The 26,948-nt window shown below is 53.9% G+C and carries 27 protein-coding genes; 22 read left to right on the forward strand and 5 right to left on the reverse strand.

Features of this window, described 5'->3' with window-relative positions:
- The first annotated feature begins 104 nt into the window (after positions 1-104).
- Complete coding sequence (locus CVU60_09240; GenBank protein PKN41572.1) at positions 105-611, forward strand: DUF456 domain-containing protein; 507 nt, start codon at positions 105-107, stop codon at positions 609-611.
- 70 nt (positions 612-681) lie between these two features.
- On the opposite strand, the gene CVU60_09245 is transcribed toward CVU60_09240, so the two are convergent.
- Entirely contained in the window at positions 682-1,146 is a 465-nt protein-coding gene (locus CVU60_09245; protein ID PKN41573.1) for a ribonuclease HI, read from the reverse strand.
- A gap of 110 nt (positions 1,147-1,256) precedes the next feature.
- Between CVU60_09245 and hflK the strand changes: the two genes are divergently transcribed.
- Both hflK and hflC read left to right on the forward strand, forming a co-directional pair.
- Positions 1,257-2,339, forward strand: coding sequence for an FtsH protease activity modulator HflK (gene hflK, locus CVU60_09250; protein ID PKN41574.1), 1,083 nt, complete (start codon positions 1,257-1,259; stop codon positions 2,337-2,339).
- Positions 2,339-3,187, forward strand: coding sequence for a protease modulator HflC (gene hflC, locus CVU60_09255; protein PKN41575.1), 849 nt, complete (start codon positions 2,339-2,341; stop codon positions 3,185-3,187). Before hflK ends, hflC begins: the two co-directional genes overlap by 1 nt.
- Before the next feature lie 61 nt (positions 3,188-3,248).
- On the opposite strand, the gene purE is transcribed toward hflC, so the two are convergent.
- Genes purE through CVU60_09275 form a run of 4 tightly spaced genes read right to left on the reverse strand, consistent with a single transcriptional unit; the run spans position 3,249 to position 9,384 of the window.
- On the reverse strand, positions 3,249-3,731 hold the full coding sequence (gene purE, locus CVU60_09260; GenBank protein ID PKN41576.1) for a 5-(carboxyamino)imidazole ribonucleotide mutase: 483 nt from the start codon (positions 3,729-3,731) through the stop codon (positions 3,249-3,251).
- A complete protein-coding gene (locus CVU60_09265; GenBank protein ID PKN41577.1) occupies positions 3,731-5,005 on the reverse strand; it encodes a phosphoribosylamine--glycine ligase in 1,275 nt (424 codons plus the stop codon). Before CVU60_09265 ends, purE begins: the two co-directional genes overlap by 1 nt.
- 41 nt (positions 5,006-5,046) lie before the next feature.
- Positions 5,047-6,879: a DNA mismatch repair protein MutL gene (locus CVU60_09270; protein ID PKN41578.1), complete on the reverse strand. Its 1,833-nt coding sequence runs from the start codon at positions 6,877-6,879 to the stop codon at positions 5,047-5,049.
- 3 nt (positions 6,880-6,882) lie between these two features.
- The gene (locus tag CVU60_09275; protein PKN41579.1) at positions 6,883-9,384 is read right to left on the reverse strand and encodes an LPS-assembly protein LptD; all 2,502 of its coding nucleotides are present in this window, start codon (positions 9,382-9,384) and stop codon (positions 6,883-6,885) included.
- Between the two features lie 124 nt (positions 9,385-9,508).
- Between CVU60_09275 and CVU60_09280 the strand changes: the two genes are divergently transcribed.
- The 19 genes from CVU60_09280 to clpB all read left to right on the forward strand — a co-directional run bounded on the left by CVU60_09280 (position 9,509) and on the right by clpB (position 26,900).
- A complete protein-coding gene (locus CVU60_09280) occupies positions 9,509-10,027 on the forward strand; it encodes a hypothetical protein (protein ID PKN41580.1) in 519 nt (172 codons plus the stop codon).
- Positions 10,028-10,078: 51 nt separating this feature from the next.
- Entirely contained in the window at positions 10,079-11,092 is a 1,014-nt protein-coding gene (locus CVU60_09285; GenBank protein ID PKN41581.1) for a menaquinol oxidoreductase, read from the forward strand.
- On the forward strand, positions 11,092-12,723 hold the full coding sequence (locus CVU60_09290) for a menaquinol oxidoreductase (protein ID PKN41582.1): 1,632 nt from the start codon (positions 11,092-11,094) through the stop codon (positions 12,721-12,723). The genes CVU60_09285 and CVU60_09290 overlap by 1 nt, the downstream gene beginning before the upstream one ends.
- On the forward strand, positions 12,723-13,109 hold the full coding sequence (locus tag CVU60_09295) for a cytochrome C (GenBank protein ID PKN41583.1): 387 nt from the start codon (positions 12,723-12,725) through the stop codon (positions 13,107-13,109). Before CVU60_09290 ends, CVU60_09295 begins: the two co-directional genes overlap by 1 nt.
- Complete coding sequence (locus tag CVU60_09300) at positions 13,106-13,900, forward strand: 4Fe-4S ferredoxin (protein PKN41584.1); 795 nt, start codon at positions 13,106-13,108, stop codon at positions 13,898-13,900. Before CVU60_09295 ends, CVU60_09300 begins: the two co-directional genes overlap by 4 nt.
- Positions 13,901-13,910: 10 nt before the next feature.
- Positions 13,911-15,065 (forward strand): menaquinol oxidoreductase, encoded by a 1,155-nt coding sequence (locus tag CVU60_09305; GenBank protein PKN41585.1) that lies wholly within the window; start codon positions 13,911-13,913, stop codon positions 15,063-15,065.
- A 176-nt stretch (positions 15,066-15,241) separates the two neighbouring features.
- Entirely contained in the window at positions 15,242-15,430 is a 189-nt protein-coding gene (locus CVU60_09310; GenBank protein PKN41586.1) for a 4Fe-4S dicluster domain-containing protein, read from the forward strand.
- Between the two features lie 167 nt (positions 15,431-15,597).
- Complete coding sequence (locus CVU60_09315) at positions 15,598-16,299, forward strand: hypothetical protein (GenBank protein PKN41587.1); 702 nt, start codon at positions 15,598-15,600, stop codon at positions 16,297-16,299.
- Positions 16,292-16,663: a hypothetical protein gene (locus tag CVU60_09320; protein ID PKN41588.1), complete on the forward strand. Its 372-nt coding sequence runs from the start codon at positions 16,292-16,294 to the stop codon at positions 16,661-16,663. The genes CVU60_09315 and CVU60_09320 overlap by 8 nt, the downstream gene beginning before the upstream one ends.
- Positions 16,664-16,673: 10 nt before the next feature.
- Positions 16,674-17,297 (forward strand): hypothetical protein, encoded by a 624-nt coding sequence (locus CVU60_09325; GenBank protein ID PKN41589.1) that lies wholly within the window; start codon positions 16,674-16,676, stop codon positions 17,295-17,297.
- Between the two features lie 179 nt (positions 17,298-17,476).
- A complete protein-coding gene (gene dsrA / locus CVU60_09330; GenBank protein PKN41590.1) occupies positions 17,477-18,790 on the forward strand; it encodes a dissimilatory-type sulfite reductase subunit alpha in 1,314 nt (437 codons plus the stop codon).
- 14 nt (positions 18,791-18,804) lie between these two features.
- Positions 18,805-19,965 (forward strand): dissimilatory-type sulfite reductase subunit beta, encoded by a 1,161-nt coding sequence (dsrB, locus tag CVU60_09335; GenBank protein ID PKN41591.1) that lies wholly within the window; start codon positions 18,805-18,807, stop codon positions 19,963-19,965.
- Between the two features lie 69 nt (positions 19,966-20,034).
- The gene (locus tag CVU60_09340) at positions 20,035-20,271 is read left to right on the forward strand and encodes a dissimilatory sulfite reductase-asociated protein DsvD (protein ID PKN41592.1); all 237 of its coding nucleotides are present in this window, start codon (positions 20,035-20,037) and stop codon (positions 20,269-20,271) included.
- A gap of 9 nt (positions 20,272-20,280) precedes the next feature.
- Positions 20,281-21,705 carry a cobyrinic acid a,c-diamide synthase gene (locus CVU60_09345; GenBank protein PKN41593.1) on the forward strand — a complete coding sequence of 475 codons (1,425 nt, stop codon included), beginning with the start codon at positions 20,281-20,283 and terminating at the stop codon, positions 21,703-21,705.
- 62 nt (positions 21,706-21,767) lie between these two features.
- Positions 21,768-22,115, forward strand: coding sequence for a hypothetical protein (locus tag CVU60_09350; GenBank protein ID PKN41594.1), 348 nt, complete (start codon positions 21,768-21,770; stop codon positions 22,113-22,115).
- A 177-nt stretch (positions 22,116-22,292) separates the two neighbouring features.
- The gene (locus CVU60_09355; protein PKN41595.1) at positions 22,293-22,919 is read left to right on the forward strand and encodes a YkgJ family cysteine cluster protein; all 627 of its coding nucleotides are present in this window, start codon (positions 22,293-22,295) and stop codon (positions 22,917-22,919) included.
- Positions 22,920-22,999: 80 nt separating this feature from the next.
- A complete protein-coding gene (locus tag CVU60_09360; protein ID PKN41596.1) occupies positions 23,000-23,956 on the forward strand; it encodes a molecular chaperone DnaJ in 957 nt (318 codons plus the stop codon).
- A 9-nt stretch (positions 23,957-23,965) separates the two neighbouring features.
- The gene (locus tag CVU60_09365; protein PKN41597.1) at positions 23,966-24,280 is read left to right on the forward strand and encodes a MerR family transcriptional regulator; all 315 of its coding nucleotides are present in this window, start codon (positions 23,966-23,968) and stop codon (positions 24,278-24,280) included.
- A gap of 25 nt (positions 24,281-24,305) precedes the next feature.
- Positions 24,306-26,900, forward strand: a complete 2,595-nt coding sequence (clpB, locus tag CVU60_09370) for an ATP-dependent chaperone ClpB (protein PKN41598.1) — start codon at positions 24,306-24,308, stop codon at positions 26,898-26,900.
- Positions 26,901-26,948 lie beyond the last annotated feature (48 nt).

Raw genomic sequence — 26,948 nt, forward strand, 5'->3', positions numbered from 1 at the left:
CCGAACTCGGAAGTTAAGACCTCCAGCGCCGATGATACTGCAAGTTCACTTGTGGGAAAGTAGGTCGTCGCCAGGACCTTTTTTTTCTCTTCTCTTCTCAAAAAATGAGCATCACTCTCGCAATCCTCACCTTCCTTCTTCTTGTCATCGCCTTTTTCACCCATATATTCTCTTTTCCTGCAAATTGGTTCATCATTTTGATCTTGGGCGTCTGGGCCTGGATCAGTCCCGAATCTACGCTCACTCTGACAACCTTTTTGATTTTTGTGGCTGTTGCCTTCCTTGGGGAATGTATCGAGTTCGCATTGCAAACCGTAGGTGCTCGCAAATATGGCGCATCATCATCCGGAAACTGGGGTGCTTTTGCGGGCGCCATATTCGGAGCGATACTGGGAGCTCCCTTTTTCCTTGGCTTGGGCGCTCTTTTGGGAGCGGTTGCCGGAGCGTATCTGGGGTGCCTTGGCGTTGAACTGATGAATCACCGTCCTCTCGCGGACGCAAAAAAAGCGGCTCTGGGCGCAATGATAGGCAAGATTCTTGGCTTGGCAATCAAGATCGGGATAGGCATTGCGTTTCTCGTTCACGCATTCGAGCTGCTCTTCGGGAATTGAGGACGTTGACTCGTCTGGCAAAAGTCCTCAATATTCCAAGTTGATGAGGGGATGATTAGGGATGGACTTGTCAGCTATTCCCTGCATATCCTTCATCTACTTCACGTTCACGGGCTTTGGCCGCGTTTTTTGCCAGTTCGTCGCAGCGTTCATTCTCCGGGTTCCCGTCGTGGGCTTTCACCCAATGAAACATCACCTTGTGTTTTTTCAGCAAAATCAGGAGTTGCTCCCAGAGATCCCTGTTCTTGACCGGCTTTTTGGCAGAGGTGACCCAACCGTTCTTGATCCATGACTGGATCCATTTTTTTGAGATGGCGTCGCACACATAGCGCGAGTCCGAATGGACATGTACTACGCATGCCCTTTTGAGGTGCTCAAGTGCATGAATAACACCCCTGATTTCCATGCGATTGTTCGTAGTTTCGACATATCCACGGCTCAGTTCCTTTCTCGCGTCAGCCCAGATGAGAACAGCGCCCCAGCCTCCGGGACCCGGGTTGCCCAGGCTTGACCCGTCAGTATAAATTGTAACCATTGTATCACTCACATTATCCTCAATTTCTGGTTTGAAATGTTGTTGCGATTATAGAGGCGTTGTCCACGATTCCTTGACCTTGCCTCGGGAGTCTTTTACGAAGGAGCACTATGAATTGGGACTGGGAAAAACTACAAGAAAAACGACAGAGGCAGTCTGGCCCCATGCCTGGGCCGGATCTTGGTGATTTAAACGAAAAAGTCAAACAGTTTAAACAGATGAATTTGCCAGGCTGGCGGCTCATCTTGCTTGCGGCCCTTTTGTTCTGGCTCGGGAGCGGTATATATATCGTTCAACCTGATGAAGTCGGCGTTGTCAAACGCTTCGGTGCCTACGAACGCACTACTGAACCTGGACCGCACTATCGACTGCCTTTTCCGTTTGAATCCGTGTTGACTCCACAAGTCACCAAGATTCAGCGGCTAGAAGTCGGTTTTCGCGGTAGCACCGCCTTTACCGTAGGCACTGGTGTCCAGGTGCGGCAGGTTCCGGAGGAGTCCCTGATGCTGACCGGCGATGAAAACATCGTCGACGTTCAGTTCATCGTTCAGTTTCTGATCGATAATGCGCAGGACTATCTGTTCAATGTCGCCAACCAGGATAAGACGGTCAAGGACGCCGCTGAAGCCGCCATGCGTGAGGTCATCGGCTATAACAAGATCGATGCCGCGCTCACCGATGACAAGCTGACCATCCAGAATGACACCCGTGATTTGCTGCAAAAAATTCTGGACAGTTACAAGATTGGTATCAGGGTTGTCGCTGTGCAGCTGCAGGATGTGCACCCTCCGCGTCAGGTTATCGATGCCTTCAAGGATGTCGCCAGCGCGAAAGAGGACAAGAGCCGTTTCATCAATGAGGCGGAAGCCTACGAAAATGATCTGGTCCCGCGTACGCGCGGAGAGGCTGCTGCCATCATGAATCAGGCTCAGGCCTACAAGGAAACCAAAATCCTGCAGTCCAAAGGTGACAGCGATCGTTTCCTGTTTGTTCTTGAAGAATACCGAAAGGCAAAGGACATTACGAAAAAGCGTATTTATCTGGAAACAATGGAAGAGATACTTTCCAGGCCGGAAGTGGAGAAGATCATTATCTCAAATGATTCCATGCAGCGGGTATTCCCCTATTTGCCTTTGCAGCGCTCCGGAAGAGCAGCCGTGACCGGGCAGGGTAAAGACGGAGGAGCGAACTGATGAGATCAATTCAATTTGTAATAGCCGGAATAGGCATCGCTGTATTTATTCTTCTGCAATGTGTTTTTGTAGTCGATCAGACTGAACGAGCCATTGTTCTACAGTTGGGCAAACCAGTTGGTAATGCTGACTATGAACCTGGTTTGCATTTCAAGCTTCCTTTTGTGCAGAATGTCATATTTTTTGATTCACGGGTTCTTGAATACGATGCACCGGCTGCAGAGATTCTCACTCAAGATAAGAAAAATATGGTTGTTGACAATTTTTCCAGATGGAGAATTGTCAATCCGCTATTGTTTTATCAAAAAGTTCGAAGCGTGCAGAACGGATTATCCCGCATTGATGATATCGTTTATTCACAATTGAGAGAAGCTTTGGGTCGTTATACGCTTACTGAAATCGTGGCGGTTGAGCGATCGACAATCATGGACGAAGTGACGACTAGATCCAACGTGCTTTTGGGCGAGTATGGAATTCATATCATTGATGTTCGCATCAAGCGGACTGATTTGCCCCAGGAAAACCAGCTTGCGATCTATGGGCGCATGAAGGCCGAGCGTGAGCGCCAAGCCAAACAGTATCGCTCGGAAGGGCGAGAAGAGGCCACCAAGATCACGACCCTGGCAGATCGTCAGAGGGCTGTCATCCTGGCCGATGCCAGACGTGCGGCCGAGGCTGCACGGGGCGAGGGTGAAGCCGCAGCAACGGCCATATATGCCCAGGCCTTGTCTCAGGATCCTGACTTCTATGAATTTGTGCGAACCATGGATGCATACAAGAAGACCATGAAGGATCAGACCCAGTTTGTCCTGACGCCTCAGAGCGAGTTCTTCAAGTATCTCCAATAAGACGAAACGACAGTACAAAAAAAGGCGACCCTCGGGTCGCCTTTTTTTTGTACTGTATATTTCAAAGGGATTTTGCGTCTTCTTCCACCTGTTCGATCATCTTGCGCCTTTCTTCCAGTATCCGCTGCGTCAGTTCCGGATCATGCAGGGCCAGGATCTGGGCTGCTAGCCAGGCCGCGTTGCGTGCTCCGACCTTGTCCAAAGCCAGCGTGCCAACCGGAAAGCCGGGGGGCATCTGTACAGTGGCCAGCAACGCATCCCAGCCTCCCAGTGCGGATGCTGAAATCGGTATCCCAAGGACCGGCCTTACTGTTTTCGCGGCGACAGCGCCGGCCAGATGGGCGGCAAGGCCTGCTGCGCAGATAAAAACCTGAACACCATCCTCCTCCAGTTCCTTGATCAGACGGGAGGTGCGCTCCGGAGTCCGATGAGCTGAAGTGATTGTGAACGTGCAGGAAATTCCGAGTTTTTCCAGAACATCTGCGCAAGGGCGAACCGTAGCCTCGTCGGACTTGCTACCCATGAAAATTGCTACCTGTGGCATCAGGACCTCCTTAATCCTTTATTGGCGATATCTTTACGATAATAGCTGTTGTCAAAATGGATTTTGGCCACTGCCTGGTAAGCCCGCTCCCGCGCTTGTTGCAGGTCGGTACCAAGGGCGGTGACACCAAGAACCCGTCCGCCGCTGCTGACGGGAATGCCGTCTTGCAGTTGCGTACCGGCCTGGAAGACTTTGACCGATTCAATCTGCTCCGCAGCTTCGATGCCAGAGATAGCCATCCCTTTGGGATAGTTTTGCGGGTATCCCATCGCCGCCATCACGACGCAGCAGCTGGTTTCCTGATGAAATTCCACCTTTTCAGGAGAAAGGGTGCCGTTCACGCAATCAAGCATGATTTCGACCAGATCCGATTTGAGCCTGGCCATGAGCGGCTGGCATTCGGGATCCCCAAAGCGGACATTGTACTCCAGCACCATTGGACCCTTGGCGGTCATCATGAGGCCGGCATAGAGTACGCCCTTGAAAGGCTGGCCGATAGCCGCCAAATGCCTGGTGATGGGGCGAATGGCCAGATCGGCCATGGCTTCGTATCGGTCCGGCGGCAGGATGGGCGCAGGGCTGTAGGCGCCCATGCCTCCTGTGTTGAGCCCGGTGTCGCCGTCGCCGATGCGCTTGTGGTCTTGCAGCGACGGCATGGGCACGATGGTGGTCCCGTCACAGAATGCCATGAAGGAAGCTTCCTCACCGATCAAGGCCTCTTCGACCACGACGGTTTGGCCAGCCTCTCCGAACACCTGCGTGACCATCATGTCCTTGAGGGCCTCTTCAGCTTCGCTCATGCTCTGTGCTATGACCACGCCTTTTCCGGCAGCCAGACCGTCCGCCTTGATGACCATGGGCAGGACCTGTCCCCGCACGTAATCCAGCGCCCGTTCATAATTGTCGAAGACCTGGAAGTCTGCTGTAGGCACTCCGGTTTCCCGCATCATGTTTTTGGCGAAGGCCTTGGAGCCTTCCAATTGGGCGTCGAAAGTGCAAGGGCCAAAGCATGGGATATTCACCGCGTTCAGTGCCTCGTGCAGCCCAAGGACGAGGGGCAGTTCAGGTCCGGCGACGACAAGACCTATTTCATTATCGCGGGCAAAAGCGACAATGCCATCTATGTTGCTGTCTTGGAGGGGAACGTTGGTGCCCAGAAGTGCGGTTCCACCATTTCCAGGCGCGATGAACAATTTGTCCAGCAGCGGACTTTGACTGATTTTCCATGCCAGGGAGTGTTCGCGTCCACCGGCTCCAACTATAAGAATATTCAAACAATCCTCCTGTAGTCCAATTCTGTATGGAAACGGGCGCTCTAGGATCGGCGCTTAAACAGTTTTTCCAGATCGTTAACGCCCCATCGCACCGCCACCGGGCGACCATGCGGGCAGAAATTTTTTTCCGGCAGGTTTTGCCAGGAGTCGACAAGCGCCAGCGCTTCGTCCGCAGTGAGCGTATCTCCTGCCTTGATGGCGGCCTTGCAGGCCATGACAGCCCAGAGATCTTCCATGGTTGTGGCTTTCCCGGTCAGAATATCCTGCAGAAACTCCTTTGCTTTGGACGGGATCAGAAGTGCGGGGATGGATTTCAGTTTCAGGAGCCCGGGAGCCAGCTCTAGAGAAAACCCCAGTTCGTCGAGTTTTGTCCAGATCTCCTGCGCCAATGCAGCCTGTGCAGGATGGAGAGGGATCTCAAGGGGAAGGAGGAGCGGCCGTCTGTCCCCGCGTGATCCCTGTGCGCGCATCATGTTGAACAGGACACGTTCGTGGGCTGCGTGCTGGTCGATAAGCGTGATCTCGTCCCGTGCGGCAAGAATCAAATATGTTTGGGCAAATTGCCCAAGATATTGGACCTCGGAGGGACGTGGCGTTTGTGAAGCCCGCTGCAGGTCCGAGGAGAGCTGTGAAGCTTGTGTGTTCTGATCAGGTGTCCCCGGTTCTGGATACGTGCTGCCAGCGGGTTCGAAGAGTTTTTGCGCAGCGGTGGAGGATGCGAATTTCTGAGGCCACTGCTGGTCGTAAAGCAGGGGAGTCTGCCTTGTTTCGGTCTCGGCCGGGACGGTTGCGGAAAAACGATGTTCCATTGCGGGCAAGGATGCATGCATCTGACTGACGGAGAGCGGCTGGGCATGATCAACGGCCAGCGTCTGGTGCGAGTTTCGCTCAAGGGTCTGCAGCACGGCTCTGCGAACGATCCGGAAAATGAATCCGTCGTCCTGAAAGCGGACTTCGGTTTTGGCCGGATGCACGTTCACGTCAACCTCGTCCGGTGGGATCTGAAGAAAAACGACCGCCTGCGGATATTCCTTGCCGAGAATTCTCCCCCGGTACGCTTCGCGGATGGCGCTCAGTATTGTCTTGTCCTGAACCGGACGGGAATTCACATAGATCAGAATGCGGTCCGGTCGCGCTTGCGCCATGGCGGGATCCCCGACAAGGCCTTGAATGGATAGTGAGCCTTCATCATGGCTGACGACATGCAAGGCGTCGACAACCTCCTGGGGCCAGATAGCCGCAAGGCGCTGCGTGAGTTCCTGGCCTGCCAGGAAACGATGCACGCTACGCTCGGCGTTCAGGAACTCAAAATCGACATGCGGGTTGGCAAGCGCGATGCGTGCGACAAGTTCAGCGCATTTGCGTGTCTCGGTCCCTGGTTTTTTGAGAAATTTGAGGCGGGCCGGTACGTTGGAGAAAAGATCGCTGACCTCAACTTCAGTCCCGCGGGGCATGGCTGTCTTGTCCTCGCGAACAACGCGGCCATGCAGCACTTCAAGGACCCCGCCCTCCCCATCCCGCCTGGCGGAGGCGATGCGGAAGCGAGAAACCGAAGCTATGCTCGGCAGGGCCTCTCCGCGGAAGCCAAAACTTTTGATATCCTGCAGGTCCTGGAGGTTTTCGAGCTTGCTGGTGGCGTGGCGCGTCACGGCAAGTTCGAGTTGATCTTCCCGGATGCCAAGACCGTTGTCGCTGACTTTGATGCATGATTGCCCCCCGTCCCGAATTTGAATCCGGATTCGGGTTGCGCCAGCATCCAGGGCGTTTTCCACTAGTTCCTTCAGCACGCTGGACGGTTGTTCGACGACTTCGCCTGCCGCGATCTGGTTCTGCAGTTCAGGAGGCAGGAGGCGGATCTGCTTTTCAGGTTGCATGTCTTAACGGCCCAGGGAACCCAATTGCGCGAGAATGACTCGAAATTCGAAGCGGGAGTCCTCGTCGGTTTGGCTCCATGATGTTTCGGCGGAGAAGCATTGATGATCGTAGCGCAATGTCAGCCTTTTTTCCAGGTCGGTACTGGCCTCCCAATCGACACGGTACAAAAAGGCGGCACTCCACTGATTGTTAATGGCAAAGCCGCCGCCGAAGGAGGCGATACGCTGGCGCTCTTGTTCCTGTCGCAGGTATTCGTCGATCTCCTCCAGAAAATCCAGCCCGAACGATGCGTAGAGGAGATCGTCGTAGTAGGCGGAAAGGGAGTGTTCATGTTCCGTGACGCTGCCTTCGTACGTGGAGAACCAAGTCTTGTTGTTCAGGTAAAGCCAAGGGTTGATTCTTGTGGTCAGATCCGTCAGCACGTCTGAAAATGGCCGATTGGGGTAAGCATCTGTGTCTTCGTTTCGTCTTTCTTCGCGGAGGCTGTAGGATTGTTCGAAGCGCAACCGCGCCATTTCGAAAAAATCCATCTGTAGCCTGGGCTGTCCTTGTTCTTCAAGGCTGGGCTGCCATTTACCTGTTTTGCTGGTAAAAATATTCGTTATGGAGTATGTGAGTTCGTTTTTGGCGTCGATTCGATCTGTTTCATCAAAATAGGGATATTTTTCCTGTTCGGAATAGGGAATGTAGTTGTATTCCAGACGAGGCTGAAGGGCATGCTTCAATTTCAGCCAGGTTGGAGCCTGAGCATCTTTATCGATGCTGTTTTCATCGTTTATGGTAAATATCTTGGAAAATTCAGTGTATGCTGTTGTGGAAAAATCAGGAAAGAATCTGGTTTGGGTGCTCTTGTCCGTGTCGACATCGTTATCATCACCTTCAAATCGCTGTATGAAATAGCTTGTGCTGCGTAGTCCAGCTTTTGGAATTACGGAGCCGTAATCAAAGTGCATCGGCATACCAATTACGGGGTGAATATCAAAGCGGTTACCGGTGGTTCCGTATTCTCTCCAAAATGAAGCCAGCTGGGAACTTCCTTCGACGGTCAATGGGGTGTCGAACAGTTGAGTCTGGTACAGATGAAAATTGAGTTCAGGAAGCCTCTGCAGCGTGGGATCAAAGGCTCTTTGCTTGTTGGTAAGGTTATTGTTGCTGCCATACTCGAGATTTTGCGTATATTCGAGAAGTCCCTGGAAGCCGATGTCGCCCCAGTTGCGGCTCAGGAGTGCACGGTTGATTCGCAGATAGCTGTCGCTGTCTTCGATATCGCGGCCAAAATACTGGAGGAAGTCGCGACGGCTTTTGCTGAAACCTGAATATCCGTGTGAAAATTCACGCAGGTAATCCTGATCCGAAACCAGATCCAGATCAAATTTGATATTCCAGTCAGGCTCTACGATATAGCCGTCGAATTTGCCTCGAGCCCACCAGCGATTGCGGTTTTCGCGCGCCATGTCAGTGTTATCGCTGTAAAGAGACTCGCCTTCGGTCTGTTGATCGTAGAGATAGTCGAGTTTCCAGATCCCTTTGCTGTGGATGTCGGGCACCATGCGGTATTCGGCGCCGAGCATGAGTCCCTTGCTGCTCATGAGGTGGGAGTAGAGGGTGACGTCCTGCTCTTCGTCGATGACCTGATAATAGGGCTGGTCGTAGGTGATGCCGAGGCGGTCGCTGGTGCCGATCTCGGGCAGAAGGAAGCCGCTTTGCCTCTTGGTTTTGACCGGGATCACCGCGTAAGGGGCTGCAAGGACGGGTTGATCGAGAATTTGAAAGCGGGGAGTCCAGAGGTGCGCATAGCCATCGACCGTAATGTCGCCCCGTGAGGACTTGATCGACCAGGCTGGCCGCTCTCCGTCGCAGACCGTTATGGTGGCTTCCCGAAATTCGTATGTATCCGCGCCTGTTTTCTTGAGTACGGCGCCTTCGAAATACATGTGCGGGTCTTCCATGAAGATCTGGCCGTTCTTAAGCCAGCCAGTGTTCGTGTTGAGGTCGAACTCCGCTTCCTCGGCCTTCAGGAAATCCCCCTGAAACCTGGCTTCAACATTGCCCTTGAGGAAGACCCATTTTGTCGACTGGTAGTACCGCGCATAATCGGCGCGGATGTAGTCGCTCCCCCTGTCCAGGATCACATTTCCGAATGCTTCAAGATACTGGTTGTCGTGACTTGCTGCTGTCTTGTCGGCAAGCAGACGCCATGACTGGGGAGTTTCGTCCTGCGCCACGGCTGGGGCGAAAGCGGACATTGCCAGCATGGAGGTGGCGCAAAGCAGGGATATGAAAAGGATTCGCAGCTTCATGGATATGCCGTTGGATGGTCGAGAGTTGGTGTGGATGTGGCGGCACTGGTAGCATAAGCGACGCTGGATGCCTAGTCCGAAGTGTGCATGCCGCCGGTTTGGGTGTTGACGAGACGCATTGTTTGATGGTTGAGACCCAACAGCGGAGAGCTTGAATAACATATTGGATTCATGATCAAGTTTGAGTCGTCCTCCTTGTTTCATTTTTCACAAACAGCTTGACCTTGAAAAGGAGGTGATTTAAGTACCCCGCTAATCTGTCCTGTGCTTCCAATGCGTTGCGCGGTCAACTGTAAAATATTGTAATTTCAAGTATTTTAAGGTATTTATGGAACTTCAGAAATTCTTGGCTGACAACCATCACGGCATTTGTGCTCAATGGTCAGAGGCAATCATCAAGACCTACCCTGAAGAGGGTGGCAAATTTTTTTCCGGTTCTTCCAATGAATTTGCCAATCCTGTGGGGCATACTTTTCGCACTAATGTCGAGCGGATATATAAGGTGCTGATCAGCGAGGCAGACGTTTCGGAGTGCTCCACCGATCTGGACGGGATCTTGCGCATCAGAGCCGTGCAGGGCTTCGCTCCATCGGTTGCTTTATGTTTTCTTCCTGCCCTCAAGGAGATAGTTCGCCGTCAATTGGAGAAAGCTTGCACCGACGCGGAAGCTGACGCCATGTTGCATGATTGGAACATTCGGGTTGATAGACTTACAATGCTAGGATTTGATCTTTACATGAATTGCCGAGAGCTTCTTTGGAAGCAAAAAGCAAATCAGTTATATAGCAGAACTCATAAATTGCTTGAAAGGGCAAATTTATTAAAAGACGAGGAGGTAGCGGGGTAGTGTCCGTTAAGTATATTTTTTGTGTTAACCCTTTAGCGAGGTAAAAGGTACATGAAAGCTCTTTACTCCCTTTTCCTGGTCTTTGCCCTCGCGGCATTAGCCCTAGTGGGCGCCGGGGCGTTGGGTATGGAAAAAGCCTTTGGGCTGTACATACCCTTCCTGGCAGTCGCGGTTTTTGTGGTGGGATTCTGTATGAGAGTAGTAGATTGGGGGAGATCGGCGGTGCCGTTTTGTATCCCCACTACATGCGGCCAGCAGGAATCCCTGCCATGGATCAAGCAGAGCACCATCGAAAATCCATCCACCACGGGCGGCGTCGTGATGAGGATGCTTTTGGAAGTGTTGTTGTTCAGGTCGCTGTTCCGCAATACCAAGGTTGATCTGCACGAAGGTACAAAGGTTACCTACAGTTCAAGCAAATGGTTGTGGCTTGGCGCTCTGGCTTTCCACTACTCCTTTTTGGTCATTGTTCTGCGGCATATGCGCTTTTTCACAGAGCCGGTGCCGGGCATTATTGCCGGCATTGAAGCCATGGACAGCATGCTGCAGATCGGCGCTCCGACGCTCTATCTTACAGACGTCGTTTTTGTTGCCGCTGTAACTTATCTTTTTGTGCGTCGTGTAGTGGTTCCCCAGATCCGTTACATCTCCTTGGTGCAGGACTACTTTCCGCTGTTCCTGATTCTCGGCATCGCCTTTTCAGGCATTTTCATGCGGTATTTCGCCAAGGTTGACATCATTTCAGTCAAACAGTTGGCGATGGGCCTTGTGACATTTTCCTGGGTCGTGCCGGAAGGGATCGGGGTGATGTTTTACATCCATATGTTCCTTGTTTCCGTGCTTCTTGCCTATTTTCCGCTCAGCAAACTCATGCACATGGGCGGCGTGTTCCTTTCGCCCACTCGCAATATGAACTGTGCTTCCAGAAAGTTCAGGCACATCAACCCCTGGAAGTTCGAGAACGTTCATTACCACACATATGAAGAATACGAGGACGAATTCCGTGAGAAGATGGTCGATAAGGATCTTCCCGTGGACAAGCCTCTAGCAGAAGGAGCCGAGTAATGTCTGATCTGCCACGCCCTGAAGCGCTTTTTGCGAATATCGACTACACGCCGCCCAAGGCGGACTGGATGGACGTGCCGGTGGAGATCAAACCCGGCCGCTACTGCTACTCAGCAAATCCGGACAGTGTGAATTATCTGGGTCTGCCTCATGCCCGGAAGTGGAATCCTCTCGACGACGACTGGAAACTCCCGGAAAACTGGCAGGAAATCATCTTCAACGGCCTGCGTGAACGCCTGCAGAAGTACCGCTCGTTCAAGATCTTCATGGACATATGCGTGCGTTGCGGCGCCTGCGCGGACAAGTGCCATTTCTTCATCGGTTCCGGTGATCCGAAGAACATGCCGGTGCTTCGCGCTGAGTTGCTGCGTTCCGTCTACCGCGGCGAATTCTCGACCTTCGGCAAGATCCTCGGCCGTTTTGCCGGCGGACGCAAGCTGACTCCCGCGGTACTCAAGGAATGGTGGTACTATTTCTTCCAGTGCTCCGAGTGTCGCCGCTGTTCCGTCTTTTGCCCTTACGGCATAGATACCGCCGAAGTGACCATCATCGGCCGTGAACTCCTGAATCTGCTCGGTCTCAACATTGACTGGATCGCGACTCCGGTGGCCAACTGCTACCGCACCGGCAACCATCTTGGCATCCAGCCTCATGCCTTCTTCGACATGATTGACTTTTTCTGCGACGATATCGAAGACATTACCGGTATCCGTCCGGAGCCCTCGTTCAACAAGAAGGGAGCCGACATTCTCTTCATCACTCCTTCCGGAGACGTTTTCGCCGATCCGGGTACCTACACCTGCATGGGTTACCTCATGCTGTTCGAGTACCTGAAGCGCGAATACGGTTTGGACGTGACCTGGTCGACATATGCCTCCGAGGGCGGCAACTTCGGTTTCTTCACCTCGCATGAAACCATGAAGCGTCTCAACTCCAAGATGTACATGGAAGCCGACCGCCTGGGCGTGAAATGGATTCTCGGCGGTGAATGCGGCCATATGTGGCGCGTCATTCATCAGTACATGGACACGTTGAACGGTCCCGAGTTCCAGCATTCACGCATGGAAGTGCCTTCCAATCCGATCACCGGCACGGTGTTCAAGAATGCAGCCAGCACAAAGATGGTACACATCGCCGAATTCACGGCGGACCTCATCAAGCACGGCAAGCTCAATCTGAACAAGAAGCGCAATGCCAATATTCATCTGACCTGGCATGACTCCTGTAATCCCGCTCGCGGCATGGGACTTCTCGACGAACCCCGGTTCGTGGCCAAGAGCGTTGTCGAGAAATTCACCGATATGCCAGAAGGCACCATCCGCGAACAGACCTTCTGTTGCGGTGGCGGCGCCGGCCTCAATGCCGGTGAAAACGATGAGCTGCGCATGATGGGCGGCCTGCCGCGCGCCAATGCCGTTAAATATGTCCATGACAAATACGGTGTGAACATGCTTGGCTGCGTCTGCGCCATCGACCGGGCTGTGCTGCCCAATTCCATGCAGTACTGGGTGCCGGAAGTCGACGTTTGCGGCTTGCATGAACTTGTTGCCAATGCCCTGGTCTTTCCTGGTGAAAAGGAACGCGAAACCGATCTGCGCGGTGAAGACCTGCCCGGGATGGAGGATGAATAATGTACGACAAGAATAAAATTCTGATCGGTCTTGCCGTGTTCGTGGTCTTCATGACCTATCCTTTTTGGAACAACATCGGCAGCGCCGCCTACCAGAGACCTGAACTGGAAAAGCCCAAGAACGCCAAGGACTGTGTGGAGAGCGTCGAATTCATGCGCGCCGAGCACATGGCCATGCTCAACAACTGGCGCGACGAAGTCGTCCGCGGTAGCGAGCATGAGTATCATTCCGTGGCCAATCATCAGGTTTTCCAGAAGAGTCTGTCAAAAACGTGTCTGAAGTGTCATGAGAACAAGGATCAGTTCTGTGATAAATGCCATGCGACCGTTTCCGTGAACCCCTACTGCTGGGATTGTCATGTTGATCCGAAGGGGGAAAACAAATGAAAACTTTGCGTAGAGACTTCTTGAAGATCGCTGCGGTGGCGGCTTTGGGCTGGGGAGTCCGCCCAGCTTCCGAGCTGCTTGCTGCCGGAGGAGGGACGGCAAGAGAGGGACTGCTTTTCGCATCCCGGCATGCCGTTCACTCCGGACCCAATGCTCTCAAGGCTTCCCGGTGGGCCATGGTCATCGACACCGCCAAGTTGACTGATGAGATAGTTGCGGACGTGACAAACATTTGCCACACGACACATAATGTTCCTAATATTCCCGGTAGTCAGAACCTTAAGTGGATCTGGGAAACATCAATGGAGCATCTCTTTCTGGACAACCATCACGAATATCAGCCCGAGGCCGGCGCCAAATCCGCCCTGGCCTTGTGCAACCATTGTGAGAATCCCCCCTGTGTGCGGGTATGCCCGACCAAAGCCACGTTCCAGCGTGAAGACGGCATTGTCATGATGGATTTTCATCGTTGCATCGGCTGTCGTTACTGCATGGCCGGATGTCCCTACGGTTCGAGGAGTTTCAACTTCAAGGACCCGCGTCCGTACATTGAAAAGGTTGATCTTGATTACCCCACCCGTACCAAGGGCGTGGTCGAGAAGTGTGAATTCTGTGCCGAGCGCCTGGCTGAAGGGAAAATGCCTTCGTGCGTTGAAGTCTCCGCAGGAGCCATTACTTTCGGGGACCTGGATGACCCCGAATCCAATGTGCGCCAGCTGCTTGCTGAGCGCTTTTCCATCAGGCGCAGCCCGTACCTTGGAACCAAACCTTGTGTTTACTATCTCGTGTAAGGGGTGAGTCATGCTTGAAAAAGCCATAAATGGATCAAAAATTTATTGGGGTTGGATAGCCTTTTTGCTCCTGCTGATGAGCATCGGGGCTGCGTGTTACTGGCAGCAGCTCTCGCACGGCCTGACAATCACGGGTATGAGTCGTGATGTCACCTGGGGATTCTACATCGCACAGTTCACCTTTCTTGTCGGCGTGGCCGCATCTGCCGTCATGCTGGTAATTCCGAAATACCTTCACAATTACCATAAGTTCGGCAAGATTCTCATTCTTGGAGAGTTCAACGCCGTAGCCATGGTTATTTTGTGTCTGCTGTTCATTGTCGCCGACCTTGGTTCGCCGCAGCGCCTGATGAACGTACTGATTCATCCCACACCCAATTCCGTGCTGTTTTGGGACATGGTGGTTTTGAACGGCTACCTGCTCATCAACATACTTGTGGGCTGGGTTACCCTTGAGGCCGAACGCAAGCAGGTAGCGCCTCCCAAGTGGATCAAGTTCTTCATTTACCTGTCAATTCCCTGGGCAGTCTCCATCCACACCGTTACGGCCTTCCTGTATTGTGGTCTGCCCGGTCGCGGTTACTGGCTGACCGCAGTGCTTGCGGCGCGCTTTCTGGCATCGGCCTTCGCTGCTGGTCCCGCGTTCCTGATTCTGGTGACTTATATCGCCAAGATCTTTACCGGCTTTGATCCCGGCAAGGGCGTATTGGCCACGCTTGGAAAGACGGTTGTCTACGCCATGTGCGTGAATCTCTTCCTGCTCTTGTGCGAAGTGTTCACCGTTTTCTACAGCCAGATTCCCTCGCATATGGCTCACCTTCAGTACCTGTTCGTCGGCTATCACGGACACGGAGTATTGGTGCCCTGGATGTGGTCGGCCATGATCATGGCTGTTGTGGGCATTCTTATCCTGATCGTCCCCAAGAACAGGGAGCAGGACAACCTGCTCATCATCGGATGTCTGCTCATCTTCATTGGTGCCTGGATCGACAAGGGCCTGGGAATGATTGGCGGCGGTTTTGTGCCGAACCCGTTGCATGAAATTACTGAATATGTGCCCAGTCAGTTGGAACTTGGCGTTTCCCTTGGTATCTACGCCACTGGCTTCCTGGTGTTGACCATCCTCTACAAGGTCGCGATCGGCGTGAAGCAGGAAATCGAATAACACGATAACCGCGGGCGTTATTTTAACGCTCGCGTTTCTTATCTCCTTGAAATTTAAAGGTTAATTTCCTTTTCCGTCAAGGTCGCTATTTAGGTTTACAGCCTTTTTGAAGGTGTGTAAGGGTCCCTTATTCAACCCGCATAAGCGGGAATTAAAAAGAATTTTGGAGGTTGATCATGGGTTATTCGGTTATCGTCGACAGCGACAAATGCATCGGATGTGGCGAATGTGTAGATGTTTGCCCTGTAGAAGTTTACGAGCTGCAGAATGGCAAGGCAGTCCCCGTGAATGAAGAGGAATGTCTTGGTTGTGAATCCTGCATCGAAGTTTGTGAGCAGAACGCCATCGTCATCGAAGAAAACTAGGCCTTTATTTTATGGCAGGCCCTGCCGGGGCCTGCCTGTTACCTCCGGCAATTTCTATATCTGATCTTCGCGCTGCACTCGGCATGAAGTTTTTATCCTAAGTCCCATTTTTCCATGTAATCGCCATTTCTGCGGGATTTAACGTATCCCGGCGAGGGAATTTCTCCATGAATCTGGATTTATCGCAATTTTTCACAGAATATGAAGCGCTTGTAGCTCAGGTCGATGCTGTTTTCCACAAGGTTTCGGGGAATTTCGCCTCTGAAGTCCGTTGTAAGGAAGGATGCAGTGATTGTTGCCACGCTCTTTTCGACGTGACTCTGATCGAGGCCATGTATCTCAATTTCAAATTTTCCGAACTCGAGGAAATCCGCAGGAATGAAGTACTGGTCGAAGCCGACAAGGCAGACCGCAAGGCGTATCTTCTGAAGAAAAAGGCTTCGAAAGATGCCGATGAAGTCGATCATTCCGAAATTCTGCTTCGGACAGCCAAAGAGCGCCTTCGTTGTCCGCTGCTTGACTCTGCGGAGAAATGCGCCCTTTACGCCTATCGTCCCATCACCTGTCGCATATACGGGATTCCCTTGGACATCGGGGGCAAATCCCATACTTGCGGTTTGTCGGGGTTCGAACCCGGCCGTCCTTATCCCGCCGTGAAGCTTGAGCGTATCCAGGATATGCTGTTGTCAATCAGCAACAGGGTGCTTGATGCTGTTGGTTCCAAGTATGCAGATTTCCGACTGATGCACGTGCCCGTTTCCACGGCCATCATGACGGTCTATTCCGATGAATTTTTTGGCGCTGACAGCGCTCAGGCTGATGCGCCCACTGAACAGGGTTCCCCTGAACCCGGAGGCAACGATGCATAGACCCATGAATATGACCGACGAGCATGAAGCGCAGAAAAAGGCCATTTATGAAAAGATGGCCCCGCGGAGACGCAAGTTTGTGGATCGGATTGGATACGATCGATGGAACCCTTTTGCAGAGCCGAAGGAGCCCATCGAATGGCGAACCGACGGAACAAAGCGCACGACTCAACAACTCGTGCGCGAATATTTGCAAAATCATGCCCCTGAAAAGTACAGCAATGCCTACGGGCAGGGCGTTCTTGAAATGTGCCTGGGCATGGTGAACGGCGATGAGCGATACATTGGAATGTTTGAATTTTCCAGATGGTATGCTGCAGAACTCGAAAAGCATAATATCGATATCAACGACTATATGCCCTAGGTAGGTGCTTATGAAACAAAGAGCTGATTATGGTCCTAAAAGCGTCGAGGCATTGAAGGCTGCATTGCAGGATAATCCCGATTCTGCCGCACTTTTGTACAATTTGGGCGTTTCCTTGGTAGCTGACCGGAACCTTACTGAAGCAAAGAAGGCATTCCAAGAAGTGCTGGCGCTGGAGCCGAACATTGCAGAAGCTTATGTTCAGCTAGGTGGTTTGGCAATGCATGACGGCGATCTTGATGAATGCCTCAAGATGAACCAGAAGGCTGCCGACGTACGGCCACGTTTCGCCGTTCCATGGGGAAATATCGGATTTGTGCACATGCAGCAGCAAAATCCGGACAAAGCTGTCAAGGCGTTGAAGAAGGCATTGAGCTTTGACCCGCAGTTCATCCAGGCTCATACTACGCTTGGCAGCGCGTACCTTGCCCTTGGCGATCCTGAAGGGTGCATCATGCAGTGCTCAAAGGCACTTGAAATTGAACCGATGTTCGGTCCTGCATACAATAACATCGGCCTTGCTTATCTTGACAAGGGCGAACCCAAGAAAGCGCTCATGTACTTTGATAAGGCTATAGAGACCGGATTTGAGGTTGAAGCTCAGGTGCTTGAGGAAATCAAGCAGTACCGTTAAGCTAGGCCCTGACTGGGCTTAGCGAAATACAGGTTGACAAAAGAACGGCATTGTACGAAGATTCACGAGCGTCAATTTTTCAGAACTAGCTGAAATTGTTAAGAGGTTGAGGGTCGCGCAGTAGTTTAATACCAGCGCGATGACTGTGCACGGTCTAATCTTTTTAAGGAGGATGTGTAATGGCTAAACATGCGACCCCGTTGCTGGATCAGCTTCAGAGCGGTCCGTGGCCGAGTTTTGTGGCGGACATCAAGGAGGAAGCCGAGAGACGTCATAAAAACGTGAATAGTGTGGAATACCAGATTCCTGTTGACGTTTGTGATGACCTTCTCGGAATCCTGGAGCTGTCCTACAAGGATGGCACCACTCACTGGAAGCACGGCGGCATCGTCGGCGTTTTCGGTTACGGCGGCGGCGTTATCGGCCGTTATTGTGACCAGCCCCAGATGTTCCCCGGCGTTGCTCATTTTCATACCGTTCGTGTCGCTCAGCCTGCAGGCATGTACTACACGACTGAGTTCCTGAATCAGCTTTGCGATCTGTGGGAGATGCGTGGCTCCGGTTTGACCAATATGCATGGCGCCACCGGCGACATCGTGTTGCTGGGAACGACCACTCCTCAGCTGGAAGAATTCTACTTTGAGCTGACTCACAAGATGAATAACGACCTGGGCGGTTCCGGTTCCAACCTGCGTACCCCTGCTTCCTGTCTTGGTGACTCCCGTTGCGAATGGGCTTGTTACGACGCTCAGGAACTGTGCTACCAGATGACTCAGGAATACCAGGACGAATTGCATCGCCCTGCATTCCCCTATAAGTTCAAATTCAAGTTTGATGGTTGCCCGAATGGTTGCGTGGCTTCCATTGCTCGTTCCGACATGTCCTTCATCGGTACCTGGCGCGACGAAATCCGCATCGATCAGGAAGCTGTTGCCGCCTATGTTGGTGGTGAAATCCAGCCCAATGGCGGCGCACACGCCGGCAAGGATTGGGGCGCTTTTGACATCGAGAAGGAAGTCATCGGTCTTTGCCCCACCGAATGCATGTGGATGGAAGACGGCAAGCTGAAGATCAACGACCGCGAATGTACCCGCTGCATGCACTGCCTGAACGTCATGCCCCGCGCTCTGCGCATCGGTAATGACCGTGGCCTGTCCATCCTGGTTGGCGCCAAGGCTCCGATCCTGGACGGCGCACAGATGGGCTCCCTGCTCGTACCTTTCATCAAGGTCGAGGATCCTTACGATGAGGTCAAGGAAATCATCGAAGGTATCTGGGAATGGTGGATGGAAGAAGGCAAGAACCGCGAGCGTCTTGGTGAACTCATCAAGCGTCAGGGCTTGGCCAAGGCCATCGCCGCTGTCGGCCTGACTCCTGTGCCCCAGCATGTAATGGAACCCCGTCACAACCCGTACATCTTCTGGAAGGAAGAGGACGTTGAAGGCGGCTGGGATCGCGACATCGCGGATTACCGTAAACACCATCAGAGATAAGAAGGGGGTTGAAAATGGCTTTTGTTTCTTCCGGATACAATCCCGAAAAACCAATGGAAAACAGGATTTCGGACATCGGCCCCCGCCATGCTTCCGACTTCTTTCCTCCGGTCATTGCCAAGAACAAAGGGCAGTGGCTGTGGCATGAAATCTGTGAACCCGGCATCCTGATGCACAAGGCCGAGAGCGGCGACGAAGTCTACACCGTTCGTTGCGGCGGCGCCCGCCTCATGACTGTTGGTCATATTCGCGAAATCTGCAACATCGCCGACAAGTTCTGCGGTGGTCATCTGCGCTTCACCACTCGTAACAACATCGAGTTCATGGTTACCACTCTTGATGAAGCCAAGAAGCTCAAAGAGTACTTGAATGCGCAGAAGTTCGAGGGCGGCAGCTTCAGGTTCCCCGTTGGCGGAACCGGCGCCGGCATCACCAACATCGTTCACACCCAGGGTTGGGTTCACTGCCACACCCCTGCCACGGACGCTTCCGGTACAGTCAAGGTCGTTCTGGATGAACTCTTCGAAGAGTTTGGTCAGATGCGCATGCCTGCACAGGTCCGTATCTCCATGGCTTGCTGTCTGAACATGTGCGGTGCCGTACACTGCTCCGACATCGCAATCCTCGGTTACCACCGCAAGCCCCCAGTCATCGACCACGAGTGGCTGGACAACCTCTGCGAAATCCCGTTGGCCGTTTCCGCTTGCCCCGTAGGCGCCATCCGTCCGACCAAAAAGGAAATCGTCACTGAAAAGGGCGAGACCAAGACCGTTAACACCGTTGCCATCAAGAACGAGCGCTGCATGTTCTGTGGTAACTGTTACACCATGTGTCCGTCTCTGCCCCTGTCCGACCAGACTGGTGACGGCCTGGTCATCATGGCTGGTGGCAAGGTTTCCAACCGCATCAGCAATCCCAAGTTCTCCAAGGTCGTCGTGGCCTTCATTCCCAACGAACCGCCTCGCTGGCCCAAACTGGCCAAGGTTATCCGCCAGATCGTCGAAGCATACGCTGCTGACGCCCGCAAGTACGAGCGCGTTGGTGACTGGGCAGAGCGCATTGGTTGGGAGCGTTTCTTCGAGAAGTGCGAACTGGATTTCTCCGAGCACATGATTGATGACTTCCGTGATCCCGCGTACTACACTTGGCGCCAGACCACGAACTTCAAGTTCTAGACTGGTCGCTGAGAATCGACAACCTATAGGGCCGACGCAAGTCGGCCCTAAACCATAAGAGAGGCGAGCATGGCAGATCCTAAAGAGATCGTGTTGGAGTTCATCCAGTCCAAATCCAAGCAGAAATCTAAGTTTTATTTCAATGACTTGGCCGCTCTTTTTCCCGATATGAAAATGCGTGAAGCCAAGAAAGTAATCAACCAGCTTGTGTCTGAAGGTGTTCTTGAATACTGGTCCAGCGGCAGCACCACCATGTACGGTGTTCCCGGCGCTGGAAAGCAGGCACACACAGAAGGCGAAGATTAAGATTTCCTGATGCCTGCCTCTTCACTGACGTGTCCTCGGATACTTGTTGCCGGCCTTGGTGGCGGTTCCGGCAAGACTATCGTCAGCTTGGGGCTGGCACGCGCCTTCACAGAGCAAGGTCTGACAGTTCAGGCCTTCAAGAAGGGTCCAGATTATATTGATGCCAAGTGGCTTGGTTTAGCCAGCCGCAGCATCACAAGCAATCTGGATCCTTTTTTATTGTCTTCCGAAGTGCTTCGGAATCTTTTCTGGTCCAGGTCGCAATCCTATGACCTGGCTTTGCTGGAAGGCAACCGGGGACTCTATGACGGCAAGGATGTGCTTGGGTCCTGCTCTTCTGCAGAGCTTGCTAAAGCGCTTAAGTGTCCGGTCATTGTCGTGGCCGATTGCACAAAGGTTACACGGACCATGGCAGCCATCATTCTCGGCCTGACCATGTTCGATCCTGAAGTGGACATCCGGGGCGTGATCTTGAATCGTACCGCCGGCGGAAGACATCAAAAAATTCTGCGGCAATCCATCGAGAAGTATACCGACGTGCAGGTCCTCGGCGTTCTGCCCAAACTTTCTGAAAATCCCATTCCCGAACGGCACATGGGGCTTATTTCCGATGCTGAATACAGCGGCGACCCATTTTCAGAGCTGGCCACTTTTTTGCGTACCCATGCAGACCTCGATGCCTGTCTGAATATCGCGCGTCAGGCACCTGCCGTCGAGATGGATCTGGCTCCGCTGTATCCATGCCCGCAAACAAACTCTCCAGTGCGCATCGGAGTCGCTCGGGACGCCGCGCTTTGGTTTTATTATCAAGAAAATTTCGAAGCGTTGCGCCACGCCGGCGCCGAATTGGTTGAATTCAGTCTTCTGACCGACCAGGAAATTCCTGCTGTTGATGCCGTTTATATGGGCGGTGGTTTTCCCGAGACCTTGGCCGAGGGCCTGACACGAAACATTTCCATGCGGCAATCGGTCAGGGAGCGCGTTCAGGAAGGCATGCCGCTGTACGCCGAATGCGGCGGACTCATGTACCTGAGCCGGGAACTTCACTATGAAGGCGTCCCATATCCCATGGCTGACGTTTTCCCCCTGGACACCAAGGTCTTCAAAAAGCCCCAGGGACACGGTTACACGAGCGCGCTCATTGCCACTGCCAATCCGTTCTATCCTCTGCAAAGCCGTCTGACGGGACACGAATTTCACTATTCCCGCTGCGTGGATACCAGCGGCATTGATTCCTTTGTTTTTCAGATTGAGCTTGGCCAAGGCATGGCCAAGGGGCACGATGGCGTCTTGTATCGAAATTGTCTGGCTGGCTATACGCATATGCATGCCCTGGGAAATCCCCTGTGGGCGAGCAATTTCGTCGCGGCCGCCCGACTTTACAGGCAGTACCGCAATGCCGGACAGGCTTGTCCTGATATCAGATTGAAATAGTCCACTTGACGTTCTCAGTAATTGTTATTAATAATTCTTCTCAAGAGAAACGGAGGTGAATTATGGGACAGTTACGAGCTTTCAAGGATCTGATAATCGATTGGGAAATGACTCCGGAAGATGCGGTTGCCATTTATCTGGAATGGGGAAACAACGGTTATCGCGGTGGCTATCAGTACGCGGTCAAGGGAAAGGAAGACCATTCTCACTACTTTGTCGTGAATACCTGGGATGAAAAGCCGATAGTAACGCTTTTATACCGCAACTCAGATGGGGCTGACGAACTCGCCGTGTTGCCGCTTCCCGAGAAACTGGCCAACCAGTTCATGAAGGAAGTTTACAACCACAAGGGCGTATATCCCGTAAACGCTGATGTGAAGCAGTGGCTTGAGAGTGAACTCTACAACTAGCTACTGAAATCATCTCGAAAATATCCTCGAAAAGCCGGCTCGTCCGGCTTTTCGCTTTTCCGGGGCATTGACTGTTTTGTACATGAAGCTAACCTAACTCAATCAGGTGGACGAGAATATGAGCAGGGCGCGGAAGTCAGGGATCAGTGGGTTGATATTCCAGAAAACGGAGAGAAAATGGCGATGAATGCATGTCAACGATGCGGAACGTGTTGCGAGAAGGGCGGCCCTGCCTTGCACGAGGCGGATATGGCTTTGCTTGAACATATTCCCATGAGGGATGTTGTGTGCCTGCGCCGTGGGGAGTTGGCATTTGATCCACGAACCCAATCCTTGCAGCCTCTGACCTCGGAATTGATGAAGATTCGCGGAAAAGGCACTGGTTGGGAATGTGTTTATTTCCTGGCGCAGGAAAAATCATGCACGCTATATGCCCATCGTCCTCTTGAATGTCGGTCACTTTTTTGTGCCGATACCACCGCGATCCATGAGGCCATGGCTGAGCCGGCTTTATCCCGCGAAGACATCGTTCACAGGGAATCGGGACTTTGGAGCTGCATCGAAGATCATGAAAGAAGTTTTTCCGTGGAAGAAGCCCTGCGCCTGGCCAAGACTGAACGTGGGTCCGTAAGTGCGATCTGTTCCGAACTGGATGATCTGCTCAGGCGTGAGATCCATTTCAGAAGGGTTCTTGCCGAAAGGGTGGGAGCTGTGGATGAGGACTTGTGGGCGTATCTGGGACGCCCCCTTTGGCTTGTACTTTTACCGTTGAATCCGAAATTTTCGCGCTATGAACAAATCTGAAAATTTATGTCAAATTGTTGACTTGGTTGGGAAGCGCATTATCTTTCGCGTACATCTCGAGCATAAGGAGTGGTACTACTTTGGAATATAAAGATTATTACAATCTGCTCGGAGTGACGAAGGGCGCAAGCCGGGAAGAAGTCAGCAAAGCTTTCAAGAAGCTTGCGAGAAAATATCATCCTGACCTGAATCCGGGCGATCCAGCGGCCGAAGGCAAGTTCAAGGAAATCAATGAAGCCTATGAAGTTCTGAAGGATCCGGAAAAACGCAAGCTCTACGACTCCCTCGGACCCAACTGGAAGGAGGGGCAGAATTTTCAGCCGCCTCCCGGATACGAGAATTTCCAGTTCCGGTCAGGAGGATTCGGAGGGGAAGGTTTCAGCGATTTCTTTGAAACTATTTTTGGGCAGGCCGGTGGGTTCAACCAGTCGGGGGGCTTTGGCAGTCGTTTTGGCGGAGATCCTTTCGGGCGGACCATGCGTAGCAAGGGCCGCGATGCAGAGGTACGCCTGACCCTGAGCATGGAGGAAGCCTATCGCGGCGGCCTCAAGTCCATCACCCTGCAGGAGCAGGTTCGTGGCGCCGACGGCATGCCGAACCTGCAGTCCAAGACCCTGGAGATCAACATCCCGGCTGGAGTGAAGGACGGAGCCAAGATCCGCCTCTCGGGGCAAGGCTCACCCGGAATGGGCGGCGGGCCGTCGGGGGATCTGCTGCTGCAGGTCTCCATCGCCGAGCATCCTCTGTTCCGGCTAGAAGGCGTTAATGTTATCTACGATCTGCGCTTGGCTCCATGGGAAGCGGTTCTGGGTTGCTCGGTGCGCATTCCGACCCTGGACGGTCCCGTGGACATGAACATCCCGGCGGGTCTGAGCAGCGGGCAAAAGCTCCGTCTGGCGGGCAAGGGCCTGGGCAAGGGCGAGAGTCAGGGCGACCAGTTCGTGCGCATCTCAATCCGGTCACCCAAGACCTTGACGGATCGGGAACGCGAACTCTGGAGCGAACTGTCCGCAATATCCACATTTCAGGTCAGGTAGGAGCAGGGAATGACATTTGTGCAGATTCACGAACATGGACTTCCAGCGACTTCCGAGCGCATCGGCACGAGGGAGTTTCTCGAGTTGACCGGCCTTACCGAAGAAACACTTTTGGAACTTGTGCGCATGGAATGGCTCGTTCCTTCCACAACGGCTCAACAGGAATTCCTGTTTGTGCGCATGGATGTGCTGCGTGGTCGAAAGTACAGGCGACTGTGCGCCGATTTTGAGCTGAGCCCGGTGGCAGGGACCATCATTGTCGATCTGCTGGAACGCATCGATCATTTGGAAGGGCGACTGCGCGGTCTGTCGAATCGGATTTGACGACGCAGATAAGGGGAGGAATCTCATGGATTTAAGCAAATTTACACAAAAATCACAGGAAGCCGTGTCCGAGGCTCAGGCCGTTGCCATTCGCCTGGGACACCAGCAGGTTGACGCGGATCATCTTTTCCGCGCCCTAGTCGGACAGGAGAAGGGCCTGGTCCCGCGTCTGCTGGAAAGGGCCGGTTGCGATGTCCGTGCCCTGGCTTCCGCCCTGGACCAGGAGCTGGGCAAGATGCCGCGCGTCAGCGGCCCCGGTGCCCAGCCCGGACAGATATACGTCACTCAGCGTATGAACGAGATCATGCTCGCGGCCCAGGATCTGGCCAAGAAGATGCAGGACGAATATGTCAGCGTGGAACATGTGCTCCTGGCCATCCTGGAAAAGCCCGGAACGGGCCCCATCGCCGTGGTGCTGCGCCAGTTCGGGCTGACCAAGGACAAGGTTCTGGCCGTGCTGGCCGAGGTGCGGGGCAACCAGCGGGTCACATCCGATAATCCCGAGGAAACCTACGACGCGCTCAAGAAATACGGACGCGATCTGGTCGAGGACGCTCGCAAGGGCAGGCTCGACCCTGTTATCGGACGCGACTCCGAGATCCGGCGCTGCATCCGCATCCTGTCCCGGCGTACCAAGAACAATCCCGTCATGATCGGCGAAGCGGGCGTGGGCAAGACGGCCATCGTCGAGGGGCTGGCCCAGCGCATCCTGAACAAGGACGTGCCAGAGGGCCTCAAAGACAAGACCATCTTCGCCCTCGATATGGGCGCGCTCATCGCTGGGGCCAAGTATCGCGGCGAATTCGAGGAACGCCTCAAGGCCGTATTGAAAGAGGTCCAGAAGTCCGAAGGCCGCGTCATCCTCTTCATTGACGAGCTGCACACCATCGTCGGCGCGGGCAAGACCGAGGGCGCCATGGACGCGGGCAACCTGCTCAAACCCATGCTGGCGCGCGGTGAACTGCACTGTATCGGCGCCACCACCCTGGACGAGTATCGCAAGTACATCGAGAAGGACCCGGCCCTGGAGCGCCGTTTCCAGCCGGTGCTGGTGGAAGAGCCCAGCGTCGAGGACGCCATCTCCATCCTGCGTGGCCTCAGAGAGCGCTTTGAGGTCCATCACGGGGTGCGCATTTCCGATTCGGCCCTGGTCACCGCCGTGACACTGTCCAGTCGGTACATCGCGGACCGCCAGCTCCCCGACAAGGCCATCGACCTCATCGACGAGGCTGCGGCCATGATCCGCACCGAGATCGACTCCCTGCCCACGGAACTTGACGAGATCAATCGCAAGGCCATGCAGCTGGAGATCGAGCGCGAGGCCCTGCGCCGCGAAACCGACGCCGCGTCACGCGAACGGCTGGAGCGGCTCGAAAAGGAACTGGCCGAGCTCAAGGAGACCCAGACGGGCCTCAAGGCGCAATGGGAGCGGGAAAAGAGCGGCATCGACGAAATCAGCCAGCTCAAGAAGGACCTGGAGGCGACCAAGGAAGCCATCGCCAAGGCCGAGCGCGAATACGACCTGAACAAGGCGGCCGAACTCAAGTACAGCCGTCTCATCGAACTCGAGCGCAAGCTCGAGACGCTCTCGGGCGGACATGACGGCGAACAAAGGCTGCTGCGGGAAGAGGTCGGTCCCGACGACATCGCGGCCATCATCTCAAAATGGACGGGCATCCCCGTGGTCAAGCTGGTCGAAGGGGAGCGCGAGAAGCTTCTGAAGCTCGGCGACATCCTCCACGAGCGCGTCATCGGCCAGGACGAGGCCGTGCAGGCCGTGGCCGACGCGGTGCTGCGCGCCCGGGCGGGCCTCAAGAACCCGCAGCGGCCCATCGGTTCCTTTATGTTCCTGGGGCCCACGGGCGTGGGCAAGACCGAGCTGTGCAAGACCCTGGCGAAAAGCCTTTTCGACACCGAAGAGAACATGGTCCGCCTCGACATGAGCGAATACATGGAGAAGCACACCGTGGCGCGCCTTATCGGCGCCCCTCCCGGCTACATCGGCTACGACGAGGGCGGCCAGCTGACCGAGGCCGTGCGGCGCAAGCCCTACAGCGTGGTGCTCTTCGACGAGATCGAGAAGGCCCATCCGGACGTCTTCAACGTGCTCCTGCAGATCCTCGACGACGGCCGCCTGACCGACAGTCACGGCCGCACCGTGGATTTTAAGAACACGATCATCATCATGACCTCGAACATCGGTTCGCCCATGCTGCTGGATGGAATCAGCGAAACCGGGGAACTGCGTGAGGGCGTTCGTGAAGGGGTCATGGGCGTGCTGCGTGGGCACTTCCGGCCCGAGTTCCTGAACCGGGTGGATGAGATCGTGCTCTTCAAGCCGCTTCTCATCGAACAGATCAAGCGCATCATCGAGCTGCTTCTGGGCAACCTGCAGGCACGTCTGGACGATCGCAAGATCACCCTTGAGCTGACCGAAAGGGCCAAGGAGTTCGTCGCCCGCGAAGCCTATGACCCCGTCTATGGCGCGCGGCCGCTGCTCAGATACCTGCAGCATCATCTCGAGACGCCGCTGGCCCGGGAGATCATCGCCGGCCGACTGCATGACGGGCAGAAAGTGGTGGTGGATGAACTGGACGGCACCCTTGGCTTTGAACTCTAGATAGCGTGATCGAATCCGATCCGCCGGCTTCGGCAGACCATGCCGGGG

Source organism: Deltaproteobacteria bacterium HGW-Deltaproteobacteria-18 (genome assembly GCA_002841885.1).
Taxonomy (GTDB): domain Bacteria; phylum Desulfobacterota; class Desulfovibrionia; order Desulfovibrionales; family Desulfomicrobiaceae; genus Desulfomicrobium.